Raw genomic sequence first — 21,099 nt, 5'->3', positions numbered from 1 at the left:
GGACGCGCGCCGCGCGGCGCGCCAAGACGGGGATGCAGCCGCCCGGCCACCGTCGCCATGACGCCGAGGCCGGCAGCACAGGCGACGAACACGCCCGCCACCGGCGCGACGAGCAGCACGAGCCATGCCGCGCCCGGCGTGACGATTCCTGAAACGTCGCGGAAGCTGGAATAGACCGCGGCCATCTCGGTCCGTTCGGCCGGTTTCACCGCCATCAGGAACGGCAGGCCGCCGAAGGTGTCGAGCATGACGAGAAAGACCGACCCTGCCAGCAGCGCCAGGACAGCGACCGGCGGCCAGACCTGCCCGAATCCGGCGAGCGCGAAGCACAGCGCCGCCCAGCCGAAGGCCGCGCGCACCGCGCGCCGCAACCCACGACCGCGCATCCAGCGCATGATGAAGGGCGCGGAAAGGAGGAGCGCGTTGGAAACGGAGAAGGCGACGCTCGCCACGCGGTCGCCAAGCCCCGCCTCGATGCAGAACATCGGCAGGTAGACGACATAGACCCACCATCCCGACGAGCGAAAGACCGCGAAGGACCAGCCCGAGATCAGTCGCGGCTGGCGGAAGAAGCGGCCGAGGTAGGCCAATGGGTTGGGCGCCGGCGCGCGGGCACGTGTGATGAGCCTTCCGTTGCCGAGCCGGAGATACCAGAAGGTCGCGAGCAGGAGCACCGCGAAGCCGATCGCCATCAGGAATGGCATCGCCGGCCACCACTTCCAGAGGAACACCCCGGCCATCGGCCCGATGGCCCAGGACAGGCCGCTGTAGAGGAGTTTCTGCGTCTCCACCCGGCCAAGCTCATGGCGTGCGATGAAATCCATGATGTAGGCATTGGTGCAGATGAAGACGGTGACAGTGGCGAAGTTCGCCAGCACCATGGCGACCGGCGTCGCCACCGCCCCCCCCCGCATCGCCAGAAGCGCGCCTGCGAAATAGAAGCTCGCGCCAAGCGTATAGAGCCAGCGCCGGGGGATGCGCCGGTTGAGCCAGGGAACCATCAGCCCCCAGGAAAGCGAGGCGATGCCGGCGGCGAAATAGACGAGGCTGACACGCGCGGCGTTCTCGCCCAGCGACTGATACATCACGAGCGGCCAGACCGAGACGAGCGTCCCCCTCAGCGAGGCTTCGATCCCCGCGAGAACTGCGAAACCGGTCACGCCCGGCGTGGGCGCGTGCCGCAGATAGTCGGGGATGTAGCGGCTGATCATGGAACCTCTCGTCCGAGACATCGCCCGGCGCCCGGCAGGGCGTCTGAGACAATTCCGACAGGGCGCGTCGGATTGGACTCATCCCGCGCGGGCGATGAGCGCCGCGAAGCGGCGCCGCGCCTCGGGCATCGGCCGCGACCCGAGGTCGGGAAAGAGCCGGTGTTCGAGGAAATGCCCCGTGGTCCGGAGCGCCGATGCGAGTTCGTCCGCACCCGCCGGACCCTGGCCGAGGAGGCAGGGAGGCAGCGGCAGGAGCCGGTCGGCCCATGGCCCCGCCGCGCCGCGCGCCACCGCACGGCCGGTCTTCGGGCTGACGAAGGCGAGGTCGTCGCGGACGCCCGTGACGGCGCAGGACGACAGGTCCAGCCCGTAGCCGAGGTCCTCGAGAAGGCCGAGTTCCCAGCGGACATAGGCAAGCGGCCAGTCCGGACCCTCGCCCAGCCGGTCGAGCAGGCCGATCGTGGCGGCGTAGAGCCCCGGATGCGGCTCGCGTTCCGGGAGCGCGGTGTGAAGGAGCGCGCAGACCGCGTTCAGCGCCGCAAGCGCGTCGCGATCGCCGAGAAGCGCGGCGCGTGAGCGCAGCGGCTCCACCGTAAAGGTGCCGATATGGTCTTCGAGCCGCGCCCGCCACGTCAGGTCGAGTTGCACCCCCGGTTGCAGCATCGGCGCGAGCCTGCGCGAGGCGCCGCCCGGCACGACCCCGGCATGACGGCCATGCCCGGGCGTGAAGACCTCGATGATGGCGGCACTCTCGCCGTGCCGCCTCACTGCCAGAAGCGCGCCTTCGTCCCGCCAGTCCATGCCTTTCCTCCGGGCGCGAATATCGGCCGCGCCACCTGCGATGTCCACCGGCGGCCGGCGCGCAAGCCCGCCGGAAGCGTTGCTGGCCGACCAGGACGAGGGTCAGTCGGCAAGCCCCTCCTCGTCAAGAAGGGTCCGCCCCTCGCGGCTCTCGACCTCGATCACCCAGAGATCGGGGTCCGTCCGCCGCTGGCGCGCGACGGCGGCATCCACCTCGGCCTCGGCCCCCTCGGCGAGAACGATCCAGGCGCGCCCGCCGGTCATCAGGTCGACGCTGCGCTGAAAGAGCCGCGCCCGGCCGTCGAGCGTGGCGAGCTTCACGAGGACCGCGCCCGCCGTCGGATCGCCCCGCGCGGTGACATAGGCCGGCAGATGCGCCGCCTGGAGCCGTGCAAGATAGGCGCGGACCCAGAAGTCCGCGGTGAGCCGCGCGGTCATGCCCCCAGGCTTTCATTGTGGCGGCAAATACTCCCGCCGGAGGCTCCCGCAGGCTCCGCCCGCGCAAGGGCCCGGACGTGGCGCGGCGCGCAGGTGAGGTCAGTCGCCATCCTTGAAGTCGAGCCCCATCTCGGAATAGCGCTCGCGCTCCTCCTGCCAGTTCTCGCGCACCTTGACCTGAAGGAAGAGATGCACGGGGCAGCCAAGGAACTCCGCGATCTCCACGCGCGCGTCGCGCCCGACCGCCTTGATCGTCTCGCCGCCCTTGCCGAGGACGATGCCCTTGTGGCCGTCGCGGGCGACGTAGATCACCTGGTCGATGCGGGCCGATCCGTCCTCGCGCTCCTGCCAGTGCTCGGTCTCGACCGTGAGCTGGTAGGGCAGTTCCTCGTGGAGCCTGAGCGTCAGCTTCTCGCGCGTGATCTCGGCCGCGATCATGCGCATGGGCAGGTCGGCGATCTGGTCCTCGGGGTAGAACCAGGGGCCTTCCGGCACTTCGGCGGCGAGCCAGCGCTTCAGGTCCTCCACCCCGTGGCCGCGTTCGGCCGAGATCATGAAGGTCTTCTCGAAGGGGAAGGCCGCGTTCAGCTCCTGCGCCAGCGCCAGGAGCGCCTCGGCCTTCACCCGGTCGATCTTGTTGATGGCGAGCGCGACGCGGGTCCTTTCGGGAAGCTTCTCGCGCAGCGTGTCCAGGATGGCGCGCACCCCGTCGGTGAGGCCGCGATGCGCCTCGACGAGAAGGACGACGATATCGGCATCCACCGCCCCCCCCCAGGCCGCGGCGACCATCGCCCGGTCGAGCCGGCGGCGCGGCCGGAAGAGGCCCGGCGTATCGACGAAGACGATCTGTGCCGCCCCCTCCATCGCGATGCCGCGGATGCGGGCGCGGGTCGTCTGCACCTTGTGGGTGACGATGGAGACCTTGGCCCCGACCATTCGGTTCAGAAGCGTCGATTTGCCTGTGTTCGGCTCTCCGATCAGGGCGACGAAGCCTGCGCGTTTGGTCATGTCGTGTAGCGATCCCATGATTGATCTCCGCCCCATACGGGAAAGTTGCGGGATTTGCCAATTGGCAATCGCGATGCGGCGGACCATGGTAAGGGAATTGAACGAACGCGTCGCTTGCCATGGGTCTTTTCCGTTTACTTCTCCGCGCCTTCTTTCGCTCGAGCCGGCCCAAATTGGTGAAGATCCGGCGCGAGACGACGGTTCTGGAGGACGGAAGTCCCTGGCGCCGCCGGGTCGCAGTCGGGCAGTCGGCCGACATCAGGATCGTCGAGGTCACGGAGCTTCGCGGCCGGGCCTGGGTTATCGACGGTGACACCCTGGATATTGGCGGAATGCGCATCCGGCTTGCCGGGATCGACGCACCGGAGATGGACCACCCCTATGGTAGGACGGCCAAGTGGGCGCTCGTCAATCTGTGCAAGGGGCAAGAGATCAGGGCCGTTTTCGATGGCGATCTTTCGCATGACCGGACCGTGGCAACCTGCTACCTCCCGGACGGGCGCGATCTGTCGGCCGAGATGGTCGCCGCCGGCATGGCGATCGACTGGCCCAAGTTCTCGCGCGGGAAGTATTCCCGGCTTGAGCCGCAGGGAATTCGCAGGAAGCTCTGGCGCTGCGACGCGCGCCAGAAGGGCCGCATGCCGCCGCGTTTACGAGATTAATTCTGGTCGCCCTGCATCCGCGCCAGCAGCGCCCTGGCCGCCGCCTGTTCGGCCTGGCGTTTCGATCCGGCCTCGGCCACCTCGGCCTCGCCGGTGGCTAGGCGCACCTCGACGGTGAAGCGGGGCTGGTGGTCGGGCCCCTCGCGGCCAAGCTCGGCATAGGCGGGCGGGGGCAGGCCGCGTCCCTGCGCCCATTCCTGAAGCGCCGTCTTGGCGTCGCGGGCATCGGCCTCGACACTGCCGATGCGCCCGCCCCAGAGCCTGAGCACCAGCGACTTCGCGGCATCGAAACCGGCATCGAGATGGACGGCGGCGATCACCGCCTCCATCGCGTCGGCCAGAAGCGCCTCCTTCCGGCGCCCGCCCGACATCATCTCCGACCGGCCGAGCTTCAGGACCTCGCCGAGGTCCACCTCGCGCGCGACGGCGGCGCAGGCCTCCTTGCGGACGAGGGCGTTGAAGCGCGGCGCAAGCTGGCCCTCGCTGGCCCCCTTGTCGGCAGCCAGAAGGGCTTCGGCCATGACGAGGCCGAGGACGCGGTCGCCGAGGAATTCGAGCCGCTGGTTGTCCGGGCGCGCCGGCGTGGCGATGGAGGAATGCGTGACCGCGCGCAGGAGAAGCTCGGGCCGGCGGAAGTCGTGGCCGATGCGGGCCTGGAAGGCCTGGAGGTCGGCCGAAAGCCTCACTCCACCGCCTTGAAGAAGCGGTCGGACCGCCAGGTCCAGAAGAAGAAGAGCGAGCGGCCTGCGGAGGAGAACATGATCCGGTCGGCCCGGCCAATCAGGTATTCGGCCGGCAGCATCCCCACGCCGCCCGAATTCACCGCGAAGCGGCTGTCCTGGCTGTTGTCGCGGTTGTCGCCCATGAAGAAGTAGTGCCCCGCGGGCACGGTGTAGATCGGCGTATTGTCGGCCGGCACGCTGGCGATGTTGAGCACATCGTGGCGCACGCCGTTCGGCAGGGTTTCGGTGAAGCGCTGCTTGACGCAGGTGCCGCCGATGCCGACGGGGTCGTTGGCACAGCGCGGCATGTTGCCCTGCGACCCCTGCGGTGCCTTGATCTCCTCGAAGGTGCCGGCGTCCTCCTGCGGCACCGGCGTGCCGTTGAGCCAGAGCTGGCCTTCCTTCACCTGCACGGTGTCGCCCGGAAGGCCGATCAGCCGCTTGATGAAATCCGCGCCCGTGCCGGGGTGGCGAAACACGACGACGTCGCCGCGCTCGGGTTCCGAGCCGAAGAGGCGCCCGGTGATCGGGCAGGCCGCGAAAGGGCAGGAATAGCGCGAATAGCCGTAGGCCATCTTGTTGACGAAGAGGAAGTCGCCGATGAGGAGCGTATCCTTCATCGAGCCCGATGGGATCCAGAACGGCTGGTAGAAGAGGGTCCGGAACACCCCGGCGATGAGGAGCGCGTAGACGATCGTCTTCACGGTTTCGACGAAACCATCCTGCTTTGCCGCCACGATGCGCCCTGCCCTGTCCTGCCTCTTGTGCCCGCGCTACATGCGGCGGCGGCCGGGCCGAGTCAAGTTGCGGCTGTGTCGGGGCGAGGCCGCGCCTCGATCACCACGAAGGCCTGCGCCCAGGGGTGATCGTCGGTCAGCGTGACGTGGACGATGGCCTCGTGCCCGGGCGGGGTCATCGCGGCGAGCCGTTCGGCCGCCCAGCCGGTCAGGTGCATGACGGGCTGGCCGGAGCGGAGATTCGACACGCCCATGTCCTTCCAGGAGATGCCCATGCGCAATCCGGTGCCGAGCGCCTTGGAACAGGCCTCCTTCGCCGCCCAGCGCTTGGCATAGGTGCCGGCGGTATCGCGGCGGCCTTCAGCCTTCCTCTGCTCCACATCTGTGAAGACACGGTTGCGGAAGCGGTCGCCGAAGCGGGCGAGCGTCGCGGCGATGCGGTCGATATTGGCAAGGTCCGTGCCGATGCCGAGGATCATGCGTCGTCCACCAGGTCCAGAAAGATCGCCGGCAGCGGATCAGTCAGCCACACGTCGTTCTCCGACCGATAGAACCGGTGACCCTGCGTCCAAGCGCGGGCGGCATCGACGAAGAACACGGCGGGGCGGCCGTGGCGGCGGCCCACCCTGAGCGCGGTTTCGATGTCGGGCGAAAGGTGAACGTGCCGGCGCGATCCCGCGTGCAGGCCCCGGGTCTGAATCGAAGCCACATTGCGCTCGGCGGTGCCGTGGAACAGCACCGCGGGCGGCACGACCGGCGCAAGGGACAGATCGACGGCGACAGAGTGGCCCTGCGCGGCACGGATCGACCGGCCGCCCGGCGAGATCGTGAACCGTTTCTTGTCGGAGTTTGCGACCACAGTCGACAGTTCCTCACGGGTAAACCCTTTGCCCTTCGACGCGGCCCCGACGATGAGCGCGTCCAGGTCCACCCAGCCTTCCGGGTCGAGCGTCACCCCGGCCGCACCCGGATCGTGACGCAGGACAAGGCTGAGAAACTTGCTCAGCCGCTTTTCGTCGGCCGGCGTCATGCCTGCGCCGCATCCATCTGGCGGCGCATCTCTGCGATGGCCTTCTTCAGCCCGACGAAGATCGCCTCGCCGATCAGGAAATGGCCGATGTTGAGCTCGCGCACCTCGGGGAAGGCGGCGACGGGGCCGACGGTGTCGTAGGTCAGGCCGTGGCCGGCGTGGACCTCGAGCCCGAGCGAACGGGCCAGCCGGGCGCCTTCAGCGAGGGCCGCAAGCTCGGCGTCCCGTTCGGCGAAGCGACCCTCGGCGTGAAGGTCGCAGTAATGGCCGGTGTGAAGCTCCACCACCGCCGCGCCGATCCGGGCGGAGGCCTCGATCTGGCGCGGATCATGCCCGATGAACATCGAGACCCGGCAACCAGCCGCGCGCAGGGGCGCGATGAACTCTGTCAGGCGGGCGATGTCGGCGGCGACATCGAGCCCGCCCTCGGTCGTCCGTTCCTCGCGCTTTTCGGGAACGATGCAAGCGGCATGGGGGCGGTGGCGGAGCGCGATCGCCTGCATCTCGGCGGTCGCTGCCATCTCGAAGTTGAGCGGCCGTTTCAGCGTGGCCACGAGCCGGGCGATGTCGTCGTCGGTGATGTGGCGGCGATCCTCGCGCAGGTGCGCGGTGATACCGTCGGCCCCGGACTCTTCCGCCAGGATGGCGGCGCGCACCGGGTCAGGATAGGCCGATCCGCGCGCGTTCCGCACGGTCGCCACATGGTCGATGTTTACGCCGAGCCGCAGCGTGCCGGACATGCGTGATCTCCTGTCTTGAAGCGGTCGGGGCGACAGTATTGGCTTGGGCGGCGGCTGTGAACGGCGGAAGTGTCACCGGCACAATTCGAGCTAGCCGCGCTCCGTCTTTTCCTCGACGCGGGCGTGGAGCTTCGCCTTCAGCTTCTCGAATCGCTCCTTCAACTTCTTGCGGCGATGCTTCTGATAGGCGGCGATCACCGGCTCGGACAGGTAATAGGCGATCACGCCCGCGACGATGCCGGGGACCAGCCCGCCGATCAGGTAGGGCACGAAGATGTCGTGGTAGAAGTAGGAGAGATTGCCCCAATGGGCGGTCTCCGGCGTGAACATGGCGAAGAAGTTGTGCCTGAGGTCTTCGGCCGCGCCCATGAACCGGCTGGCGAGCGTCTGGTGCTGCGCCTCGTCGAAGCGCGTCCCGAGCATCCATTTGCCGAGCTTCATGGAAAAGAAGGCAATGATCGGAAAGGTGATCGGGTTGCCGAAGAAGGTGCCGAGAAGCGACGCCAGGATGTTGCCGCGCACGATCTTCGCGGAAAGCGCCGCGGTGATGAAATGGAGCCCGAAGAACGGCGTGAAGCTGACGAATACCCCGGCACCGACGCCGCGCGCGATCCGGTGGGGGTCGTCGGGAAGCCGCCGGATCCGATGCTTGACATAGTGGAATGCGCGGGTCCACCCGCCGCGCGGCCAGAAGACCTCGGCAATCATGCGAAGATAGGATCGCGGATCACGCCGCTTGAATACCACGTCCGTTCCTTCCCGCCCCTCAGGGCTTTCGGCTCAGGTCGCGATAGCGTTCGACCTGCGCCACGTCGCTTTCCGCTTCCAGTGCCGTCAGCACCATGTGGAGATGTTCGGCATCCCTCAGGTCAACTTCCATGATAAGACGGTAAAAATCCGGCTTCCGATCGACGAAAGTGAGATCGGAGATATTGGCCTTCTGCTCGCCGATCAGCGTACAGATCCGGCCCAGCACGCCCGCATCGTTGGCGATCGTGAGGTTGAGCCCGACGGTATAGACCGGCGCGTGGCGGCCCGAATGCCAATGCAGATCGACCCATCGACCCGGCTGCTCCTCGAACTCTGCGAGTGCGGGGCAGTCGATGGCATGCACGACGACGCCCTGGCCGCGGTAGGTGATGCCGACGATCCGCTCGCCCGGTACCGGCTGGCAGCAGTTGGCCCGGCGGAAGGACTGGTCGGCGGTCAGTCCGACGACGGGACGGCGGGCATCGACTTCTTCGACGGAGGCCTGGGTCGCAAGCTCGGGGTAGATCGCCTCGATCACCTCACGGGCCGTGAGCTCGGCCGAGCCGAGGCGGGCGAGCACGTCCTTTTCGTCGGCGAGGCCGAGCGTCCTGGCCGCGGTCCTCAGCGCCTTTTCGGTCGCCTTGCGGCCGATGTGCTCGAAGGCCACGCGGGCGAGTTCCTGGCCGAGCTTGATGAACCGCTCGCGGTCCTCCTCGCGCAGCGACCGCCGGATCGCGGCCTTGGCGCGGCCCGTCACGACGATGTCGATCCAGGTCGCCTGCGGCCGCTGGCCCGTGGCAGTGATGATCTCGACAGACTGGCCGTTCTTCAGCCGCGTCCAGAGCGGTACGCGGATGCCGTCCACCTTCGCGCCGACGGTGGAGTTGCCGATGCGGGTATGAATCGCATAGGCGAAGTCGAGCGGCGTCGCCCCCTTCGGCAACTGCACAACGTCGCCCTTCGGCGTGAAGCAGAAGACCTGGTCGGAATACATCTCGAGCTTCACGTTCTCGAGGAAGTCCTCCTGGTCCTCCCCGGTGTCGAAACGCTCGGTCAACGTGGCGATCCAGCGCGCCGGATCGACGGCAAAGGGGTTCTGCGCGCGCTCGCCGTCGCGGTAGGACCAGTGCGCAGCCACGCCCGCCTCGGCCACCTCGTGCATCTGGCGTGTCCTGATCTGCACCTCCACCCGCTTGCCGTCGCGGCCCGAGACGGTGGTGTGGATCGACCGGTACCCGTTCGACTTCGGCTGGCTGATATAGTCCTTGAACCGCCCCGGCACCGCGCGCCAGCGCCGGTGGATGGCGCCGAGGATGCGGTAGCAGTCGCGCTCGTCGGTGCAGATCACGCGGAACCCGTAGATGTCGGAGAGGCGCGAGAAGGCGAGCTGCTTTTCCTGCATCTTGCGCCAGATCGAATAGGGCTTCTTGGCGCGGCCGAAGACGTCAGCCTCGACCCCGTCCTTTTCCAGTTCCGCCCGGATATCGGCAGTGATCTTCGGGATCACGTCGCCCGATTCCTTCTGCAGAATCACGAATCGCCGGATGATCGAGGCGCGCGCCTCGGGATTCAGAACCTTGAAGGAGAGGTCCTCGAGTTCCTCGCGCATCCACTGCATGCCCATGCGGCCGGCAAGCGGCGCGAACACGTCCATCGTCTCGCGCGCCTTGCGGGCCTGCTTCTCCGGCGGCAGGGACCGGATCGTGCGCATGTTGTGGAGCCGGTCGGCGAGCTTCACCAGGATCACGCGCAGGTCCTTCGACATCGCCATGAAGAGCTTGCGGAAGTTTTCCGACTGCTTGGTCTCGGTCGAGGAGAGCTGGAGGTTGGTGAGTTTCGTGACCCCGTCCACCAGTTCGGCGATCTCTTCGCCGAAGGTCGCGGCGATGTCGGTCCAGGTGGACTTGGTGTCCTCGATCGTGTCGTGCAGGAGCGCGGTGATGATCGTCGCGTCATCGAGCCGCTGTTCTGTCAGGATCGCGGCAACGGCGACGGGATGGGTGAAGTAGGGCTCGCCCGAGCGGCGGCTCTGGCCCTCGTGCATGCACGCGCCGTAATCATAGGCGCGGCGGATCAGCGCGGCATTGGTGCGTGGGTTGTAGTTGCGGACCAGCGCGATCAGGTCTTCGACGTCGATCATTCCGGTCCGCTTGCCTTCGTCTGGCGGGCTCAGCCCTGGCCCTGGGCTTCCATGAGCGCCCGGAGGAGCTTCTCCTCGGACATGTCGTCCTCGCTCGGCCGGTCGACCTCGGCCCCCATGAGAAGCGCCATGGCGTCGTCCTCGGGCTCGTCAACCTCGATCTGGGTCTGCTGGCTTTCGATCATCCGCTCGCGCAGGTCGGCCGCGCCCTGGGTTTCCTCGGCGATCTCGCGCAGGGACACGACAGGGTTCTTGTCGTTGTCGCGGTCCACGGTGATCGGAGAGCCGGAGGCAATCTCGCGCGCCCGGTGCGCGGCGAGCATCACGAGCTCGAACCGGTTCGGGACCTTGTCAACGCAATCTTCGACCGTCACGCGGGCCATCGGGAACTCCAATCGGAATGGGAGGCATGGAGACCGCTATTTAAGTGCTTGGTCTGCTATTGACAAGCGAAGAATCCCCGTCAGAGCGGGCAAACGGCGGCTTTCTCGGCCTCCGCAAGCGCGGCGGCCATCCCGGCGACGGTGCGACCGCTCAGCGGGTGCCGCCAGTTCGGCGCGATCTCGGCCAGGGGAATCAGCACGAAGGCACGGTCCTGCAGCCGCGGATGGGGCAGGATCAGCCGATCGGGCGCGCGGACTGACTGTTCCGAGGCGGGCAGGTCCATCCACTCGCGCAGCGTGGCAGCGTCGGGCAGCACGCGATCTCCCATTGCGATGAGGTCGAGATCGAGCGTCCGCGCACCCCAGCGCACCTGCCGGACCCGGCCATACCGCGCCTCGATGCGGTGCAGGGCATCGAGGGCCGCGGCAGGTTCGAGCGACGTGACAGCGATCACGGCCGCGTTGACGAAATCCGGGCCGCTTCCCGGTGGGAAGGCTGGTGTCCGGAAGAATCGGGAAATCGCGACAATCGGGCCGATGTCACGCGTAATGTCTGCAAGGGCGGCCGCAATCGTCTTGGCCGGATCGCCCGCCGGAGAAGTTGAATTGCCGCCGGCGGCGATCGCTGCTAGCCTGTTCCTTTGGATAGATATGAAATCCACTGGCAATTTGCCAAGTCCCTGCTACCACACCCGAACCGCCGTCGAATTTTCAGTTTGCCCACCCAAACACAAGTAGGAATTTCGACGGATTTCTTCTGGAAGGAACAATTGATGTTCTACAAGGACGAACGGCTTGCGCTGTTCATCGACGGGTCGAACCTCTACGCAGCCGCAAAGGCGCTCGGATTCGACATCGACTACAAGCTTCTCAGGCAGGAATTCGAGCGCCGGGGCAAGCTCTTGCGCGCGTTCTACTACACCGCGCTGCTGGAGAACGATGACTACTCGCCGATCCGCCCGCTTGTCGACTGGCTTCACTACAACGGCTTCTGCATGGTCACCAAGCCCGCGAAGGAATACACCGACAGCCAGGGCCGCCGGAAGGTCAAGGGCAACATGGACATCGAGCTCACGGTCGACGCCATGGAGCTTGCGCCGCGGCTCGACCATATCGTGCTCTTTTCCGGCGACGGCGATTTCAGGCCACTCGTCGAAAGTCTGCAGCGGCAGGGTGTGCGCGTCTCGGTCGTCTCCACCATCCGCTCGCAGCCGCCGATGATCGCCGACGAACTGCGCCGTCAGGCCGACAACTTCATCGAGCTCGACGCGCTGCGCGAGGTGATCGGGCGGCCCCCGCGGGAGGCGCGGGTCGAACGCGAGGAAGAGCCGGCGAGCAGCAACTAGCGCCGCCGGGTGATGGGCCGGTCCGCGGGCGCAGGGCGCGCTTGCGGCCGATTGTCCATGCGCGGAGGTTCGATTACCGTGCCGCCGCGACGCGAGAGGACCGACCATGCCGCTGCCCCTGACGCTCTATCTCGCCGCGCCGCGCGGTTTCTGCGCCGGCGTGGACCGCGCGATCAAGATCGTGGAGATGGCGCTGGCGAAGTGGGGGGCGCCGGTCTACGTGCGCCACGAGATCGTCCACAACCGCTTCGTCGTGGACGGTTTACGCGCGAAGGGCGCGGTCTTTGTCGAGGAACTGGACGAGGTTCCCGGCGACCGGCCGGTGATCTTTTCGGCCCACGGGGTTCCGAAGGCCGTGCCGGCCGAGGCGGCGCGGCGGGGAATGACCTTCGTCGATGCCACCTGCCCCCTCGTCTCCAAGGTGCATATCGAGGCCGAGCGGCATCACCAGAACGGGTTGCAGATGGTGATGATCGGCCACGCCGGCCATCCCGAGACGCTCGGCACCATGGGACAGTTGCCCGAGGGCGAGGTGCTGCTGGTGGAGACGGTCGAGGATGTGGCCAGAATTGCCGCGCGCGATCCCGAAAGGCTCGCCTTCATCACCCAGACGACGCTTTCGGTCGATGACACGGCTGCCATCGTTGCGGCGCTGCGGGCGCGGTTCCCGGCGATCGTCGGTCCGCACAAGGAAGATATCTGCTACGCGACGACGAACCGGCAGGAGGCGGTGAAGGTCATTGCGCCGAAGGTGGAGGCGCTGCTCGTGATCGGCGCGCCGAACTCGTCGAACTCGAGGCGCCTGGTCGAAGTGGGACGCGCAGCAGGTTGCGGCTATGCCCAGCTTGTGGGCCGCGCAAGCGACATCGACTGGCGGGCACTCGACGGTGCGAAGGCAGTCGGCGTCACCGCCGGGGCGAGCGCGCCCGAAGTTCTGGTGAACGAGGTCATCGACGCCTTCCGCGCCCGCTACGAGGTGACGCTGGAGCGGGTCGAGACCGCGCGCGAGGACGTCGAGTTCAAGGTGCCGCGAATTCTCAGGGAACCAGCATGAGCGTGGATGCGCGCACCCTTGCGGCCTACGATGCGAGGGCAGCCGACTATGCGAAGCTGTTCCGGACCCGTGGACCCGACCGCCACCTTCAAAGCTTCATCGCGGCGCTGCCGCCGGGCGCGCGGGTGCTCGACCTCGGCTGCGGGCCGGGCCAGGCCTCGGTCTTCCTGCGCGAGGCTGGCCATCGCCCCGACCCGGTCGATGCCTCCGTCGGCATGGTCGCGCTGGCCAACGACCGCCACGCCATCGGCGCGCGGCAGGCGAGTTTCGACGACATCGACGCGGTAGCAGCCTATGAGGGCGTCTGGGCCAATTTCTCGCTCCTCCATGCGCCGCGCAGCGCCCTGCCCCGCCATCTCGTCGCGCTCAACCGGGCGCTTGTGCCCGGCGGCATCCTGCACGTCGGGATGAAGACCGGTACCGGTGAGGCCCGCGACGCGCTCGACCGTCTCTATACCTTTGTCACCGGCGCCGAGATGCGGGGGCTTCTGGACGGCGCCGGCTTTACCGTGACCGCTGAGGAAGAGGGCATGGAGCGCGGGCTTGCCGGAACCCTCGATCCCTTCGTGATCCTCCGCGCCCGCGCCTGAACCAGGTTGACAGCAAGGGCCGGCCCGGGCGAGCGTCGCGCGTCCGGCAGAGAGGTTCGCCATGTCGCCCGAATACCTTCTGACCACCCTCGTCGTCTGCCTCGCGCCGGGGATCGGCGTCGTCTACACGCTGTCGGTGGCGCTTGCGCAGGGGATAAGGGGCGGCTTCTGGGCGGCCTTCGGCTGCACTCTGGCGACGCTCTTTCACATGGGCGTGGCGATGGCGGGGCTGGCGGCGGTGCTGCACGCATCGGCGGTTCTCTTCCAGGCGGTGAAATACGCAGGCGTCGCCTATCTGATCTGGATGGCATGGGGGACGCTTCGCGGCACCGGCGGGCTCGACGTTGAGGCGGCGGAGCCGCAGCCGGCCGGGCTGATCGTGCGGCGCGGCATCCTTCTCAACCTTCTCAATCCGAAGATCCCGACGTTCTTTCTTGCCTTCCTGCCGCAATTCCTGACGCCCGGCGACGGAACTGCGGCGATCCTGGCCCTTGGCCTCGGCTTTGCCGCGATGACCTTCGCGGTCTTTCTCGGCTACGCAGTCCTTGCCGCCTCGGGGCGCGAGGCGGTGCTCAGCCGGCCGGCCGTCATGACCTGGCTGCGGCGCGCCTTCGCCGCCTCCTTCGCCGCCCTCGGGGCGCGGCTGGCGCTCGAGCGCGCCTGAGAGGCGTTGACCGGCGCCGCCCCGCCCCCTAGACGGGGCGGAACCGCTGCGGAGACCCGATGCCTGAGCTTTTCGCCTTTACCGACGGTGCCTGTTCCGGCAATCCCGGCCCCGGCGGCTGGGGCGTGCTGATGATCGCCCGCGATGGCGACAGGGTCGTCAAGACGCGCGAACTGAACGGTGGCGCGGCCGAGACGACCAACAACCGGATGGAGCTTCTCGCCGCGATCTCGGCGCTCGAGGCGCTTGCACGGCCCTCCGACATCACCATCGTCACCGACAGCGCCTATGTGAAGAACGGCGTCACCACCTGGATCCACAGCTGGAAGCGGAACGGCTGGAAGACCGCCGACCGCAAGCCCGTGAAGAACGTCGATCTCTGGCAGCGGCTCGACGCGGCGCAGCACCGCCACCGGGTGATCTGGGAATGGATCAAGGGCCATGCGGGCCATCCCGAGAACGAACGCGCGGACGAGCTTGCGCGCGCCGGCATGAAGCCTTTCAAGCCGAAGCGGGCGCGGGCCGATGACGCTGCTTGACGCGCTCGACTATGCCTCGGTCTTTGTCTTCGCGCTGACGGGCGCGCTTGCCGCCAGCCGGGCGCAACTCGACATCGTGGGCTTCACCTTCGTCGCGGCGCTGACTGCCGTCGGGGGCGGCACGGTCCGCGATGTAATTCTCGATCGCAATCCGGTCTTCTGGGTGGCCGAGCCGGCCTTCATCGGCGTCGCCGCGACGGCGGCCGTGACCGTCTTCTTCACCGCGCACCGTTTCGAGAGCCGGCTGCGCGTTCTCACCTGGCTCGACGCGCTGGCACTCTCGGTCGCGGTGCCAGCCGGTGTCGGCGTGGCGCTCGCGGCGGGCCAGCCCTGGGGCGTGACGCTCCTCATGGGAATTGCGACGGGGGCCTTCGGCGGGCTCATGCGCGATGTCGTCTGCAACGAAGTGCCGCTGGTCCTGAAACAGGGCGAACTTTACGTGACCGCGGCCTTCGCGGGCGCGGGGGCGGCGGTCGTCTCCGTCACCGTCCTGCCGGTAGGCCCCGCGCTTCTCCTTTGTGCCGCGGTGACATTCGCGCTGCGTTCGGGAAGCCTCCTTTTCGGCTGGCGCCTGCCGGTTTATCGCGCCCGCCCGCCCCGACGTTAGCGTTTCGGCCCGTAAGTCTCCCATAGCCAGATGAGCGCCATGGCCCCGAGGATCGCGCCGACGAAGCCCGCCGCGAGACCGGTGACAGCTAGCAGGAACCGCAGCACCAGCCCGCCCACGAGCGCGCCGAGCACGCCGATGGCGATGGTCGTCACCAGGTCGGTCTGACGGTTCATCAGCCGCGTGGCGATGAAGCCCGCCGCCGCGCCGATGATGATGAGGGCGAGAATGGCCATGTGCGCCTCCGGGTTGCCACATGGCCAATATGGCCCCCCGCGCGACCTTTGGGAACGCTCAGCCGAGCCTTTCGGGCAGGACGAGCCCGCGCAGCACCTCGGCCGCGGGCATCGGCCGCTTGCCCTCGCGCTGCGCCTCGGTGATCTGCACCGTGCCGGACCCGCAGGCGATGGTGAAACCTGCAAGAACCGTGCCCGGCGCGCCCCGCCCTTCGGCAAGGCGGGACCGCAGGAGCTTCACCCGTTCGCCGCCGATCTCCACCCAGGCGCCCGGGAAGGGCGAAAGCCCCCGGATCAGCCGGTCCACCTCCTCCGCCGGGCGGCTCCAGTCCACCCGGGCCTCCGCCTTGTCGATCTTGGCCGCGTAGGTCACTCCCGCCTCCGGCTGTGGCACGGGCGTCAGCCGGTCGAGCCGGCCGAGCGCCTCCAGGATGGCCGCAGCCCCCATCGCCGCGAGCCGGTCGTGCAGCTCGGCCGTGGTTTCCTCCGGCCCGATGGGCGTGCGCGCGCAAAGCAGCACCGGTCCGGTGTCGAGCCCGGCCTCCATCCGCATGATCGAGACGCCGGTTTCGGCATCGCCGGCCATCACCGCGCGGTGGATCGGCGCCGCGCCACGCCAGCGCGGCAGAAGCGAGGCATGGATGTTGAGGCACCCCCGTGCCGGCGCATCGAGAACCGGCTGCGGCAGGATCAGCCCGTAGGCCACTACCACAGCGACGTCGGACTTCAGCGCCGCGAACTCCGCCTGTGCCTCGGGCGATTTCAGGCTTGCGGGATGGCGGACCGGCAGCCCCAGCGCCTCGGCCCGCGCCTGCACGGGGCTCGGCCGGTCCTTCTTGCCGCGCCCTGCCGGGCGTGGCGGCTGGGAATAGACACTGACGATCTCGTGCGCGGCATGGACCGCTTGGAGGGCGGGGACCGAAAACTCGGGCGTTCCCATGAAGATCACGCGCATCGCTTGCCCCTCCTTCGTTGCCCAACTACCACCCAGAGCGTCCGGGGGCGCCCGCCCCCTGCCACTATCCGCGCTTGCGCAGCTTGTCGGCGCGCGCCACCAGCATCCGCCGCCGCACCGGCGACATATGGTCGATGAACATTCTTCCGTTCAGGTGGTCGATCTGATGCTGGACGGAGGTCGCCCAGAGCCCGACGAAATCGCGGTCCTCGACCGCGCCGGTCTCGTTCAGGAAGCGGACCGTGACCGCCCGCGGCCGCTCCACGACCGCGGAGACGCCGGGAAGGTTCGGGCTCGCCTCCTCGTGCCGGCGCATCTGCACCGAGGCATGGAGCACCTCGGGGTTGGCCATCCTGACCGCTTGGCCCCGCCGGTCGGAACAGTCGACCACGGCGAGGCGCAGCATGATCCCGATCTGCGGCGCCGCAAGGCCGACGCCCGGCATCGCGTCCATCGTCTCCACCATGTCGTCCCAGATCATGCGGACGGTCTCGGTCACCTCGGCCACCGGCGCGGCCGGCGTCCTCAGCCGCTTGTCGGGGTAATGAACGAAGGGCCGGACCGTCACAGCCGCGCCCGCTCGCGCTTCAGCTTCTCCATCTTGCGGGTGATCAGCTGGCGCTTCAGAGCGGTGAGATAGTCGATGAACAGGCGGCCGTTCAGGTGGTCGATCTCGTGCTGGACACAGGTCGCCCAGAGGCCGGCGAACTGTTCCTCCTGCGTCTTGCCCTCGAGGTCCATCCAGCGCACCTTCACCTCGGCGGGCCGCGTCACCTCGGCGTACTGGTCCGGGATGGAAAGGCAGCCCTCCTCGTAGGTGTTCATCGCCTCCGAGGCCCAGGTCACCTCGGGGTTCAGAAGCACCATCGGCCGGGGCGCGGCGTCCTTGTCCTTCACGCAGTCCATGACGATGATCCGCGACATGAGCCCGATCTGGGGGGCCGCGAGACCGATTCCGGGCGCGTCGTACATGGTCTGCAGCATGTCGTCCGCGGCGGCACGCAGGTCCTTCGTGATCTCGGTCACGGGATCGGCGTGCTTCTTCAGCCGCGGGTCGGGGTGGATCAGGATCGGTCTCAGCGTCATTGGGCCGATTTAGGCGAAGGCTTCGCATCTTGCAATGGCGACGCCGGCACACTGCCGAAGGGGACGTTTCTCCATATATTGGCCAATAGTATGGACATGGTTCTATTTACGAATACATTTTAGGGATGGTATTCCGATTTTTGCACTTGATATGGAACAAGATGACGGGCGATCAATGACCAGCCCGGACTCCCGGCCTTGTGCCGGGCTTCGGAGTGCAACAGGGTCGGGCAAGTCCACGGGAGACGCCATGAATTTCGACGAGATCATAGATCGCACAGGAACCCATTCCTCGAAGTGGGACATGATGGAACCGCTCTACGGCGTCAGTCCGAAGGACGGGTTGTCCATGTGGGTCGCCGACATGGACTTCCGCCCGCCGGGATGCGTTCAGCAGGCGGTGGAAGCGATGGCCGCCCATGGCATATACGGCTATTTCGGCGATGATCGCGCCTATCTTGGTGCGATCTGCTGGTGGATGCGGGAACGTCACGGCTGGCAGGTCGAACCCAAATGGGTCTTTACCGTCCACGGCCTCGTGAACGGGACCGGTCTCTGCGTCGATGCCTTCACCGCGCCCGGCGACGGCGTGGTGCTGATGACGCCCGTGTACCACGCCTTTGCCCGCGTCATCAAAGCCGCCGGCCGTCGCGTCGTCGAATGCCCGCTCGCCAATGAGGACGGGCGCTACAGTCTCGATATCGCGGCCTGGGACGCGATGATGACCGGGGCGGAACGGATGCTGATCCTCTGTTCGCCGCACAACCCCGGCGGCCGGGTCTGGAGGGCCGACGAACTGCGCGCCATCGCCGATTTCGCGAAACGGCACGACCTCGTCCTCGTCTCCGACGAGATCCACCACGACCTCGTGTTCCCCGGCGCACAGCACCGGGTGATGGCCACGGCCGCGCCCGACATCGCCGACCGCCTGGTGACGATGACCGCCACGACCAAGACCTTCAATATCGCGGGCGCGCATATCGGCAATGTCATCATCGCCGACGATGCCCTGCGCGCCCGCTTCGGCGCGAAGGTGAACGCGTTCGGCATCTCTCCGAACAGTTTCGGAATGCACATGGCGACGGCAGCCTATTCGCCGGAGGGCGCAGCCTGGGTCGATGCGCTGGTGGCCTATCTCGACGGCAACCGGCAGGTCTTCGATGCCGGGATCGCCGCGGTCCCCGGTCTGGCGTCGATGGCGCTTGAGGCGACGTACCTCGCCTGGGTCGATTTCGCCGGCACCGGAATGGCGCCTGCGGAGTTCACCGCACGGGTGGAGAAGGACGCCGGGATTGCCGCCAACCACGGCGCGACCTTCGGCAAGGGTGGCGAAAGCTTCCTGCGCTTCAACCTCGCCACGCCGCGGGCGCGGGTGGCCGAGGCGGTGGAACGGCTGCAATCCGCCTTCGCCGACCTACAGTAGGGCGGGCGCGCGCCGGCAGGTCGGCCTGCCCCTCGGTAAGGACACCGCTCAGGCGCGCGGCAGGTAGCCCACCGGCGCGTCCTCGTCGCGGACGTAGTCGAGCGGCGCCCTGTCCTCGGCCGCCGTGGAGCGTTTCATCGTGCAGATGAGCTCGCCCGCCTCCACGCCGGAGGCGATGATCAACGACTGCCAGAGATGGCGGCCGCCGTCGTAGATATCCACAAGCCCGCGCAGATGCTGCACCTGGTCGGCATCGAGCGCGAAGCCCGTGCCCCAGAACCGCAGGATCGGGTAGACCTCGTCCCCCGCCAGCACCCTGAGCCGCGAGCGTCGCTTCAGGTCGCGCTTGCGCGCAGCGTCGAGTCCGTCTTGCACGTCCTTCGGCAGAAAGTCCGTCATCACACACCTCTTCCCCGGCCCAAGCATGTGCCTTTGCTGGGAAAAATCAAGTTTACGCTGCCGACAGGGGTGCCAGCGTGGCAGATCGGCACCGCGCGGACCGCATTCCGGACGGACCGGCAACAATGTCGGAAGGCCGCACCGTGACGGTTGCCTCCGCCGGAGGGCGCGCTAGTGTCGACGGCGTTCCACCGGAGGTTCCCATGATCCGCCCCGCCCCGCTCGCCCGCCTGCTCGCCCTTGGCCTTGCCGTCCTGCCGGCGCCGGCCCTCGCGTGCGGCGGCGACTTCGGCGCCTTCGTCGCGGGGCTTGCCGACGAGGCGCGCGCGCGCGGCATTCCGGCCGAGGCGGCGAAAGGTTTCCTCGCCGGTGCCCGGCTGGACGGCCGCGTCCTGAAGGCGGACCGGGCGCAGGGCGTGTTCCGCAAGGATTTCATCGAGTTCTCGCGCTCGCTCATCAGCGCGGGACGGCTGTCCACCGGCCAGTCCATGGCGAAGAAACACGCCGAGGTCTTCCGCCGGATCGGGCGCGACTACGGCATTTCGCCCGGGGTTCTTCTCGCCTTCTGGGCATTCGAGACCGATTTCGGCGCGGTGCAGGGGGATTTCAACACGCGCGACGCACTGGTGACACTCGCCCACGACTGCCGGCGGCCCGAACTATTCCGGCCGCAGGTTTTCGCCGCGATGGAACTCTACGCCCGCGGCGACTTCGACCCGGCGCGAACGCAAGGCGCCTGGGCCGGAGAGATCGGACAGGTGCAGATGCTGCCGGAGGACATCCTGCGAAACGGCGTCGACGGCGATGGCGACGGGCATGTGCAACTGAAGACCTCGGCCGCCGACGCGCTGATGAGTGCCGCGAAGATGCTCCACGGCCTCGGCTGGCGGGCGGGCGAGCCCTGGCTCCAGGAGATCACGGTGCCCGACGACCTCGACTGGGCGAAGACCGGCCTGAACCACGCCCGCCCGGTGGCGGAATGGGAGGCGGCCGGCGTGCGCGGCAGGTCCACGCCGCTTGCGCGGGGTCTTCGGGGCGCGGTTCTCCTGCCGATGGGGCGCAAGGGACCGGCCTTCCTCGCTTATCCGAACTTCCGCGTCTATTTCAGCTGGAACAAGAGTTTCGTCTATGTGACCACCGCCGCCTATTTCGCCACGCGGCTGGAAGGCGCCCCGGTCTATGACGCGGGCGCCCCGGAACCCGGGCTTTCGGCGAAGGAGATGGTGACGCTGCAGAAGAGACTTGCCGCTAGGGGCTACGACGTTGGCGCCATCGACGGGATCCTCGGTGAGAAGACGCGCGAGGCGGTGCAGCGGGAGCAGGCGCGGCTTGGGCTGCCCGCCGACGCCTGGCCGACACAGGCTTTGCTCGGCCGTATCTAGGCGAGGCCAGGATCGGATCAGCAGCCGGTCGAGAAGAATTCCGAAACGGCACCGGCCTTGCAGGTCTTGGCGCTGTGCGCGTGACCCGGCTCGAGACCGGCGAAGGCGAGCAGGAGGAACATGGCGGCGAGGGAGACAACTTCACGCATGGGGCGTCCTTTCGGTTTGTTCACGTCCCGTTCTAGTGGTTTACCAT

General features: G+C 67.8%; 28 protein-coding genes. 9 read left to right on the top strand and 19 right to left on the bottom strand.

The genetic code is table 11. From position 1 onward, the window contains the following. The 4 genes from ACMUOO_RS00920 to era form a co-directional block, all read right to left on the bottom strand. Positions 1 to 1,211, bottom strand: a 1,211-nt coding sequence (locus ACMUOO_RS00920; RefSeq protein ID WP_413854711.1) for an MFS transporter, incomplete at its 3' end; no start/stop codon positions are given. A gap of 78 nt (positions 1,212 to 1,289) precedes the next feature. After that, positions 1,290 to 2,012: a DNA repair protein RecO gene (gene recO, locus ACMUOO_RS00915; protein ID WP_301917745.1), complete on the bottom strand. Its 723-nt coding sequence runs from the start codon at positions 2,010 to 2,012 to the stop codon at positions 1,290 to 1,292. A 102-nt stretch (positions 2,013 to 2,114) separates the two neighbouring features. Then, entirely contained in the window at positions 2,115 to 2,450 is a 336-nt protein-coding gene (locus ACMUOO_RS00910) for a DUF1491 family protein (RefSeq protein ID WP_301917746.1), read from the bottom strand. A gap of 99 nt (positions 2,451 to 2,549) precedes the next feature. Beyond that, entirely contained in the window at positions 2,550 to 3,476 is a 927-nt protein-coding gene (era, locus tag ACMUOO_RS00905) for a GTPase Era (protein ID WP_413854709.1), read from the bottom strand. Positions 3,477 to 3,634: 158 nt separating this feature from the next. Here era and ACMUOO_RS00900 point away from each other — a divergent pair, with 158 nt between their 5' ends. Then, positions 3,635 to 4,120, top strand: coding sequence for a thermonuclease family protein (locus tag ACMUOO_RS00900; protein WP_301917747.1), 486 nt, complete (start codon positions 3,635 to 3,637; stop codon positions 4,118 to 4,120). Here ACMUOO_RS00900 and rnc read toward each other — a convergent pair. From rnc to folK, 9 genes are all read right to left on the bottom strand, one after another. Next, complete coding sequence (rnc, locus tag ACMUOO_RS00895) at positions 4,117 to 4,806, bottom strand: ribonuclease III (protein WP_301917748.1); 690 nt, start codon at positions 4,804 to 4,806, stop codon at positions 4,117 to 4,119. The genes ACMUOO_RS00900 and rnc overlap by 4 nt on opposite strands. Continuing rightward, entirely contained in the window at positions 4,803 to 5,579 is a 777-nt protein-coding gene (gene lepB / locus ACMUOO_RS00890; RefSeq protein WP_301917749.1) for a signal peptidase I, read from the bottom strand. Before lepB ends, rnc begins: the two co-directional genes overlap by 4 nt. Before the next feature lie 62 nt (positions 5,580 to 5,641). Continuing rightward, positions 5,642 to 6,058: a holo-ACP synthase gene (acpS, locus tag ACMUOO_RS00885; RefSeq protein ID WP_301917750.1), complete on the bottom strand. Its 417-nt coding sequence runs from the start codon at positions 6,056 to 6,058 to the stop codon at positions 5,642 to 5,644. Continuing rightward, positions 6,055 to 6,609, bottom strand: a complete 555-nt coding sequence (locus ACMUOO_RS00880) for an RNA 2'-phosphotransferase (protein WP_301917751.1) — start codon at positions 6,607 to 6,609, stop codon at positions 6,055 to 6,057. Before ACMUOO_RS00880 ends, acpS begins: the two co-directional genes overlap by 4 nt. Next, on the bottom strand, positions 6,606 to 7,349 hold the full coding sequence (locus ACMUOO_RS00875; RefSeq protein ID WP_301917752.1) for a pyridoxine 5'-phosphate synthase: 744 nt from the start codon (positions 7,347 to 7,349) through the stop codon (positions 6,606 to 6,608). The genes ACMUOO_RS00880 and ACMUOO_RS00875 overlap by 4 nt, the downstream gene beginning before the upstream one ends. 90 nt (positions 7,350 to 7,439) lie before the next feature. After that, positions 7,440 to 8,096: a DUF2062 domain-containing protein gene (locus ACMUOO_RS00870; RefSeq protein ID WP_301917753.1), complete on the bottom strand. Its 657-nt coding sequence runs from the start codon at positions 8,094 to 8,096 to the stop codon at positions 7,440 to 7,442. A gap of 19 nt (positions 8,097 to 8,115) precedes the next feature. Beyond that, positions 8,116 to 10,239 carry a RelA/SpoT family protein gene (locus tag ACMUOO_RS00865; RefSeq protein ID WP_301917754.1) on the bottom strand — a complete coding sequence of 708 codons (2,124 nt, stop codon included), beginning with the start codon at positions 10,237 to 10,239 and terminating at the stop codon, positions 8,116 to 8,118. Between the two features lie 29 nt (positions 10,240 to 10,268). Further along, entirely contained in the window at positions 10,269 to 10,622 is a 354-nt protein-coding gene (gene rpoZ / locus ACMUOO_RS00860) for a DNA-directed RNA polymerase subunit omega (protein ID WP_301917755.1), read from the bottom strand. Between the two features lie 80 nt (positions 10,623 to 10,702). Next, positions 10,703 to 11,284 (bottom strand): 2-amino-4-hydroxy-6-hydroxymethyldihydropteridine diphosphokinase, encoded by a 582-nt coding sequence (gene folK, locus ACMUOO_RS00855; RefSeq protein WP_367891176.1) that lies wholly within the window; start codon positions 11,282 to 11,284, stop codon positions 10,703 to 10,705. A 111-nt stretch (positions 11,285 to 11,395) separates the two neighbouring features. Between folK and ACMUOO_RS00850 the strand changes: the two genes are divergently transcribed. From ACMUOO_RS00850 to ACMUOO_RS00825, 6 genes are all read left to right on the top strand, one after another. Continuing rightward, complete coding sequence (locus ACMUOO_RS00850; protein ID WP_301917756.1) at positions 11,396 to 11,968, top strand: NYN domain-containing protein; 573 nt, start codon at positions 11,396 to 11,398, stop codon at positions 11,966 to 11,968. Between the two features lie 106 nt (positions 11,969 to 12,074). Then, positions 12,075 to 13,022 carry a 4-hydroxy-3-methylbut-2-enyl diphosphate reductase gene (gene ispH, locus ACMUOO_RS00845; RefSeq protein ID WP_301917757.1) on the top strand — a complete coding sequence of 316 codons (948 nt, stop codon included), beginning with the start codon at positions 12,075 to 12,077 and terminating at the stop codon, positions 13,020 to 13,022. Continuing rightward, positions 13,019 to 13,612 (top strand): class I SAM-dependent DNA methyltransferase, encoded by a 594-nt coding sequence (locus ACMUOO_RS00840; protein WP_301917758.1) that lies wholly within the window; start codon positions 13,019 to 13,021, stop codon positions 13,610 to 13,612. Before ispH ends, ACMUOO_RS00840 begins: the two co-directional genes overlap by 4 nt. A 61-nt stretch (positions 13,613 to 13,673) precedes the next feature. Continuing rightward, on the top strand, positions 13,674 to 14,276 hold the full coding sequence (locus tag ACMUOO_RS00835; protein ID WP_301917759.1) for a LysE family translocator: 603 nt from the start codon (positions 13,674 to 13,676) through the stop codon (positions 14,274 to 14,276). Positions 14,277 to 14,335: 59 nt separating this feature from the next. Next, complete coding sequence (gene rnhA / locus ACMUOO_RS00830) at positions 14,336 to 14,815, top strand: ribonuclease HI (RefSeq protein WP_301917760.1); 480 nt, start codon at positions 14,336 to 14,338, stop codon at positions 14,813 to 14,815. Then, on the top strand, positions 14,802 to 15,422 hold the full coding sequence (locus tag ACMUOO_RS00825) for a trimeric intracellular cation channel family protein (RefSeq protein ID WP_301917761.1): 621 nt from the start codon (positions 14,802 to 14,804) through the stop codon (positions 15,420 to 15,422). The genes rnhA and ACMUOO_RS00825 overlap by 14 nt, the downstream gene beginning before the upstream one ends. Here ACMUOO_RS00825 and ACMUOO_RS00820 read toward each other — a convergent pair. From ACMUOO_RS00820 to def (ACMUOO_RS00805), 4 genes are all read right to left on the bottom strand, one after another. Then, positions 15,419 to 15,658, bottom strand: a complete 240-nt coding sequence (locus ACMUOO_RS00820; RefSeq protein ID WP_301917762.1) for a GlsB/YeaQ/YmgE family stress response membrane protein — start codon at positions 15,656 to 15,658, stop codon at positions 15,419 to 15,421. The two genes, ACMUOO_RS00825 and ACMUOO_RS00820, sit on opposite strands and share 4 nt — an antisense overlap. A gap of 58 nt (positions 15,659 to 15,716) precedes the next feature. Then, positions 15,717 to 16,613, bottom strand: coding sequence for a methionyl-tRNA formyltransferase (gene fmt / locus ACMUOO_RS00815; RefSeq protein ID WP_301917763.1), 897 nt, complete (start codon positions 16,611 to 16,613; stop codon positions 15,717 to 15,719). Positions 16,614 to 16,677: 64 nt separating this feature from the next. Beyond that, positions 16,678 to 17,181, bottom strand: coding sequence for a peptide deformylase (def, locus tag ACMUOO_RS00810; protein ID WP_301917764.1), 504 nt, complete (start codon positions 17,179 to 17,181; stop codon positions 16,678 to 16,680). Next, complete coding sequence (def, locus tag ACMUOO_RS00805) at positions 17,178 to 17,699, bottom strand: peptide deformylase (protein ID WP_301917765.1); 522 nt, start codon at positions 17,697 to 17,699, stop codon at positions 17,178 to 17,180. The genes def (ACMUOO_RS00810) and def (ACMUOO_RS00805) overlap by 4 nt, the downstream gene beginning before the upstream one ends. A gap of 250 nt (positions 17,700 to 17,949) precedes the next feature. Here def (ACMUOO_RS00805) and ACMUOO_RS00800 point away from each other — a divergent pair, with 250 nt between their 5' ends. Beyond that, the gene (locus ACMUOO_RS00800) at positions 17,950 to 19,122 is read left to right on the top strand and encodes a MalY/PatB family protein (protein ID WP_301917766.1); all 1,173 of its coding nucleotides are present in this window, start codon (positions 17,950 to 17,952) and stop codon (positions 19,120 to 19,122) included. 48 nt (positions 19,123 to 19,170) lie between these two features. Here the strand turns inward: ACMUOO_RS00800 and ACMUOO_RS00795 are convergent, their stop codons facing one another. Beyond that, positions 19,171 to 19,521, bottom strand: a complete 351-nt coding sequence (locus tag ACMUOO_RS00795; RefSeq protein WP_301917767.1) for a hypothetical protein — start codon at positions 19,519 to 19,521, stop codon at positions 19,171 to 19,173. 203 nt (positions 19,522 to 19,724) lie between these two features. Here ACMUOO_RS00795 and ACMUOO_RS00790 point away from each other — a divergent pair, with 203 nt between their 5' ends. After that, positions 19,725 to 20,903 (top strand): lytic murein transglycosylase, encoded by a 1,179-nt coding sequence (locus ACMUOO_RS00790; protein ID WP_413854699.1) that lies wholly within the window; start codon positions 19,725 to 19,727, stop codon positions 20,901 to 20,903. Between the two features lie 17 nt (positions 20,904 to 20,920). On the opposite strand, the gene ACMUOO_RS00785 is transcribed toward ACMUOO_RS00790, so the two are convergent. Then, the gene (locus ACMUOO_RS00785; protein ID WP_301917769.1) at positions 20,921 to 21,052 is read right to left on the bottom strand and encodes a hypothetical protein; all 132 of its coding nucleotides are present in this window, start codon (positions 21,050 to 21,052) and stop codon (positions 20,921 to 20,923) included. Positions 21,053 to 21,099: the final 47 nt, after the last annotated feature.

It is taken from the genome of Albidovulum sp., assembly GCF_041919395.1.
GTDB lineage: Bacteria > Pseudomonadota > Alphaproteobacteria > Rhodobacterales > Rhodobacteraceae > Albidovulum.
This window is presented reverse-complemented; position numbering and strand designations above follow the sequence as displayed.

Coding starts and splice junctions, on each gene's coding strand:
- recO (WP_301917745.1), bottom strand. CDS start 2,012: ATGGACTGGCGGGACGAAGGCGCGCTTCTGGCAGTGAGGCGGCACGGC.
- ACMUOO_RS00910 (WP_301917746.1), bottom strand. CDS start 2,450: ATGACCGCGCGGCTCACCGCGGACTTCTGGGTCCGCGCCTATCTTGCA.
- era (WP_413854709.1), bottom strand. CDS start 3,476: ATGGGATCGCTACACGACATGACCAAACGCGCAGGCTTCGTCGCCCTG.
- acpS (WP_301917750.1), bottom strand. CDS start 6,058: ATGATCCTCGGCATCGGCACGGACCTTGCCAATATCGACCGCATCGCC.
- ACMUOO_RS00880 (WP_301917751.1), bottom strand. CDS start 6,609: ATGACGCCGGCCGACGAAAAGCGGCTGAGCAAGTTTCTCAGCCTTGTC.
- ACMUOO_RS00875 (WP_301917752.1), bottom strand. CDS start 7,349: ATGTCCGGCACGCTGCGGCTCGGCGTAAACATCGACCATGTGGCGACC.
- ACMUOO_RS00865 (WP_301917754.1), bottom strand. CDS start 10,239: ATGATCGACGTCGAAGACCTGATCGCGCTGGTCCGCAACTACAACCCA.
- rpoZ (WP_301917755.1), bottom strand. CDS start 10,622: ATGGCCCGCGTGACGGTCGAAGATTGCGTTGACAAGGTCCCGAACCGG.
- ACMUOO_RS00850 (WP_301917756.1), top strand. CDS start 11,396: ATGTTCTACAAGGACGAACGGCTTGCGCTGTTCATCGACGGGTCGAAC.
- ispH (WP_301917757.1), top strand. CDS start 12,075: ATGCCGCTGCCCCTGACGCTCTATCTCGCCGCGCCGCGCGGTTTCTGC.
- ACMUOO_RS00840 (WP_301917758.1), top strand. CDS start 13,019: ATGAGCGTGGATGCGCGCACCCTTGCGGCCTACGATGCGAGGGCAGCC.
- ACMUOO_RS00835 (WP_301917759.1), top strand. CDS start 13,674: ATGTCGCCCGAATACCTTCTGACCACCCTCGTCGTCTGCCTCGCGCCG.
- rnhA (WP_301917760.1), top strand. CDS start 14,336: ATGCCTGAGCTTTTCGCCTTTACCGACGGTGCCTGTTCCGGCAATCCC.
- ACMUOO_RS00825 (WP_301917761.1), top strand. CDS start 14,802: ATGACGCTGCTTGACGCGCTCGACTATGCCTCGGTCTTTGTCTTCGCG.
- ACMUOO_RS00820 (WP_301917762.1), bottom strand. CDS start 15,658: ATGGCCATTCTCGCCCTCATCATCATCGGCGCGGCGGCGGGCTTCATC.
- fmt (WP_301917763.1), bottom strand. CDS start 16,613: ATGCGCGTGATCTTCATGGGAACGCCCGAGTTTTCGGTCCCCGCCCTC.
- def (WP_301917765.1), bottom strand. CDS start 17,699: ATGACGCTGAGACCGATCCTGATCCACCCCGACCCGCGGCTGAAGAAG.
- ACMUOO_RS00800 (WP_301917766.1), top strand. CDS start 17,950: ATGAATTTCGACGAGATCATAGATCGCACAGGAACCCATTCCTCGAAG.
- ACMUOO_RS00795 (WP_301917767.1), bottom strand. CDS start 19,521: ATGACGGACTTTCTGCCGAAGGACGTGCAAGACGGACTCGACGCTGCG.
- ACMUOO_RS00790 (WP_413854699.1), top strand. CDS start 19,725: ATGATCCGCCCCGCCCCGCTCGCCCGCCTGCTCGCCCTTGGCCTTGCC.
- ACMUOO_RS00785 (WP_301917769.1), bottom strand. CDS start 21,052: ATGCGTGAAGTTGTCTCCCTCGCCGCCATGTTCCTCCTGCTCGCCTTC.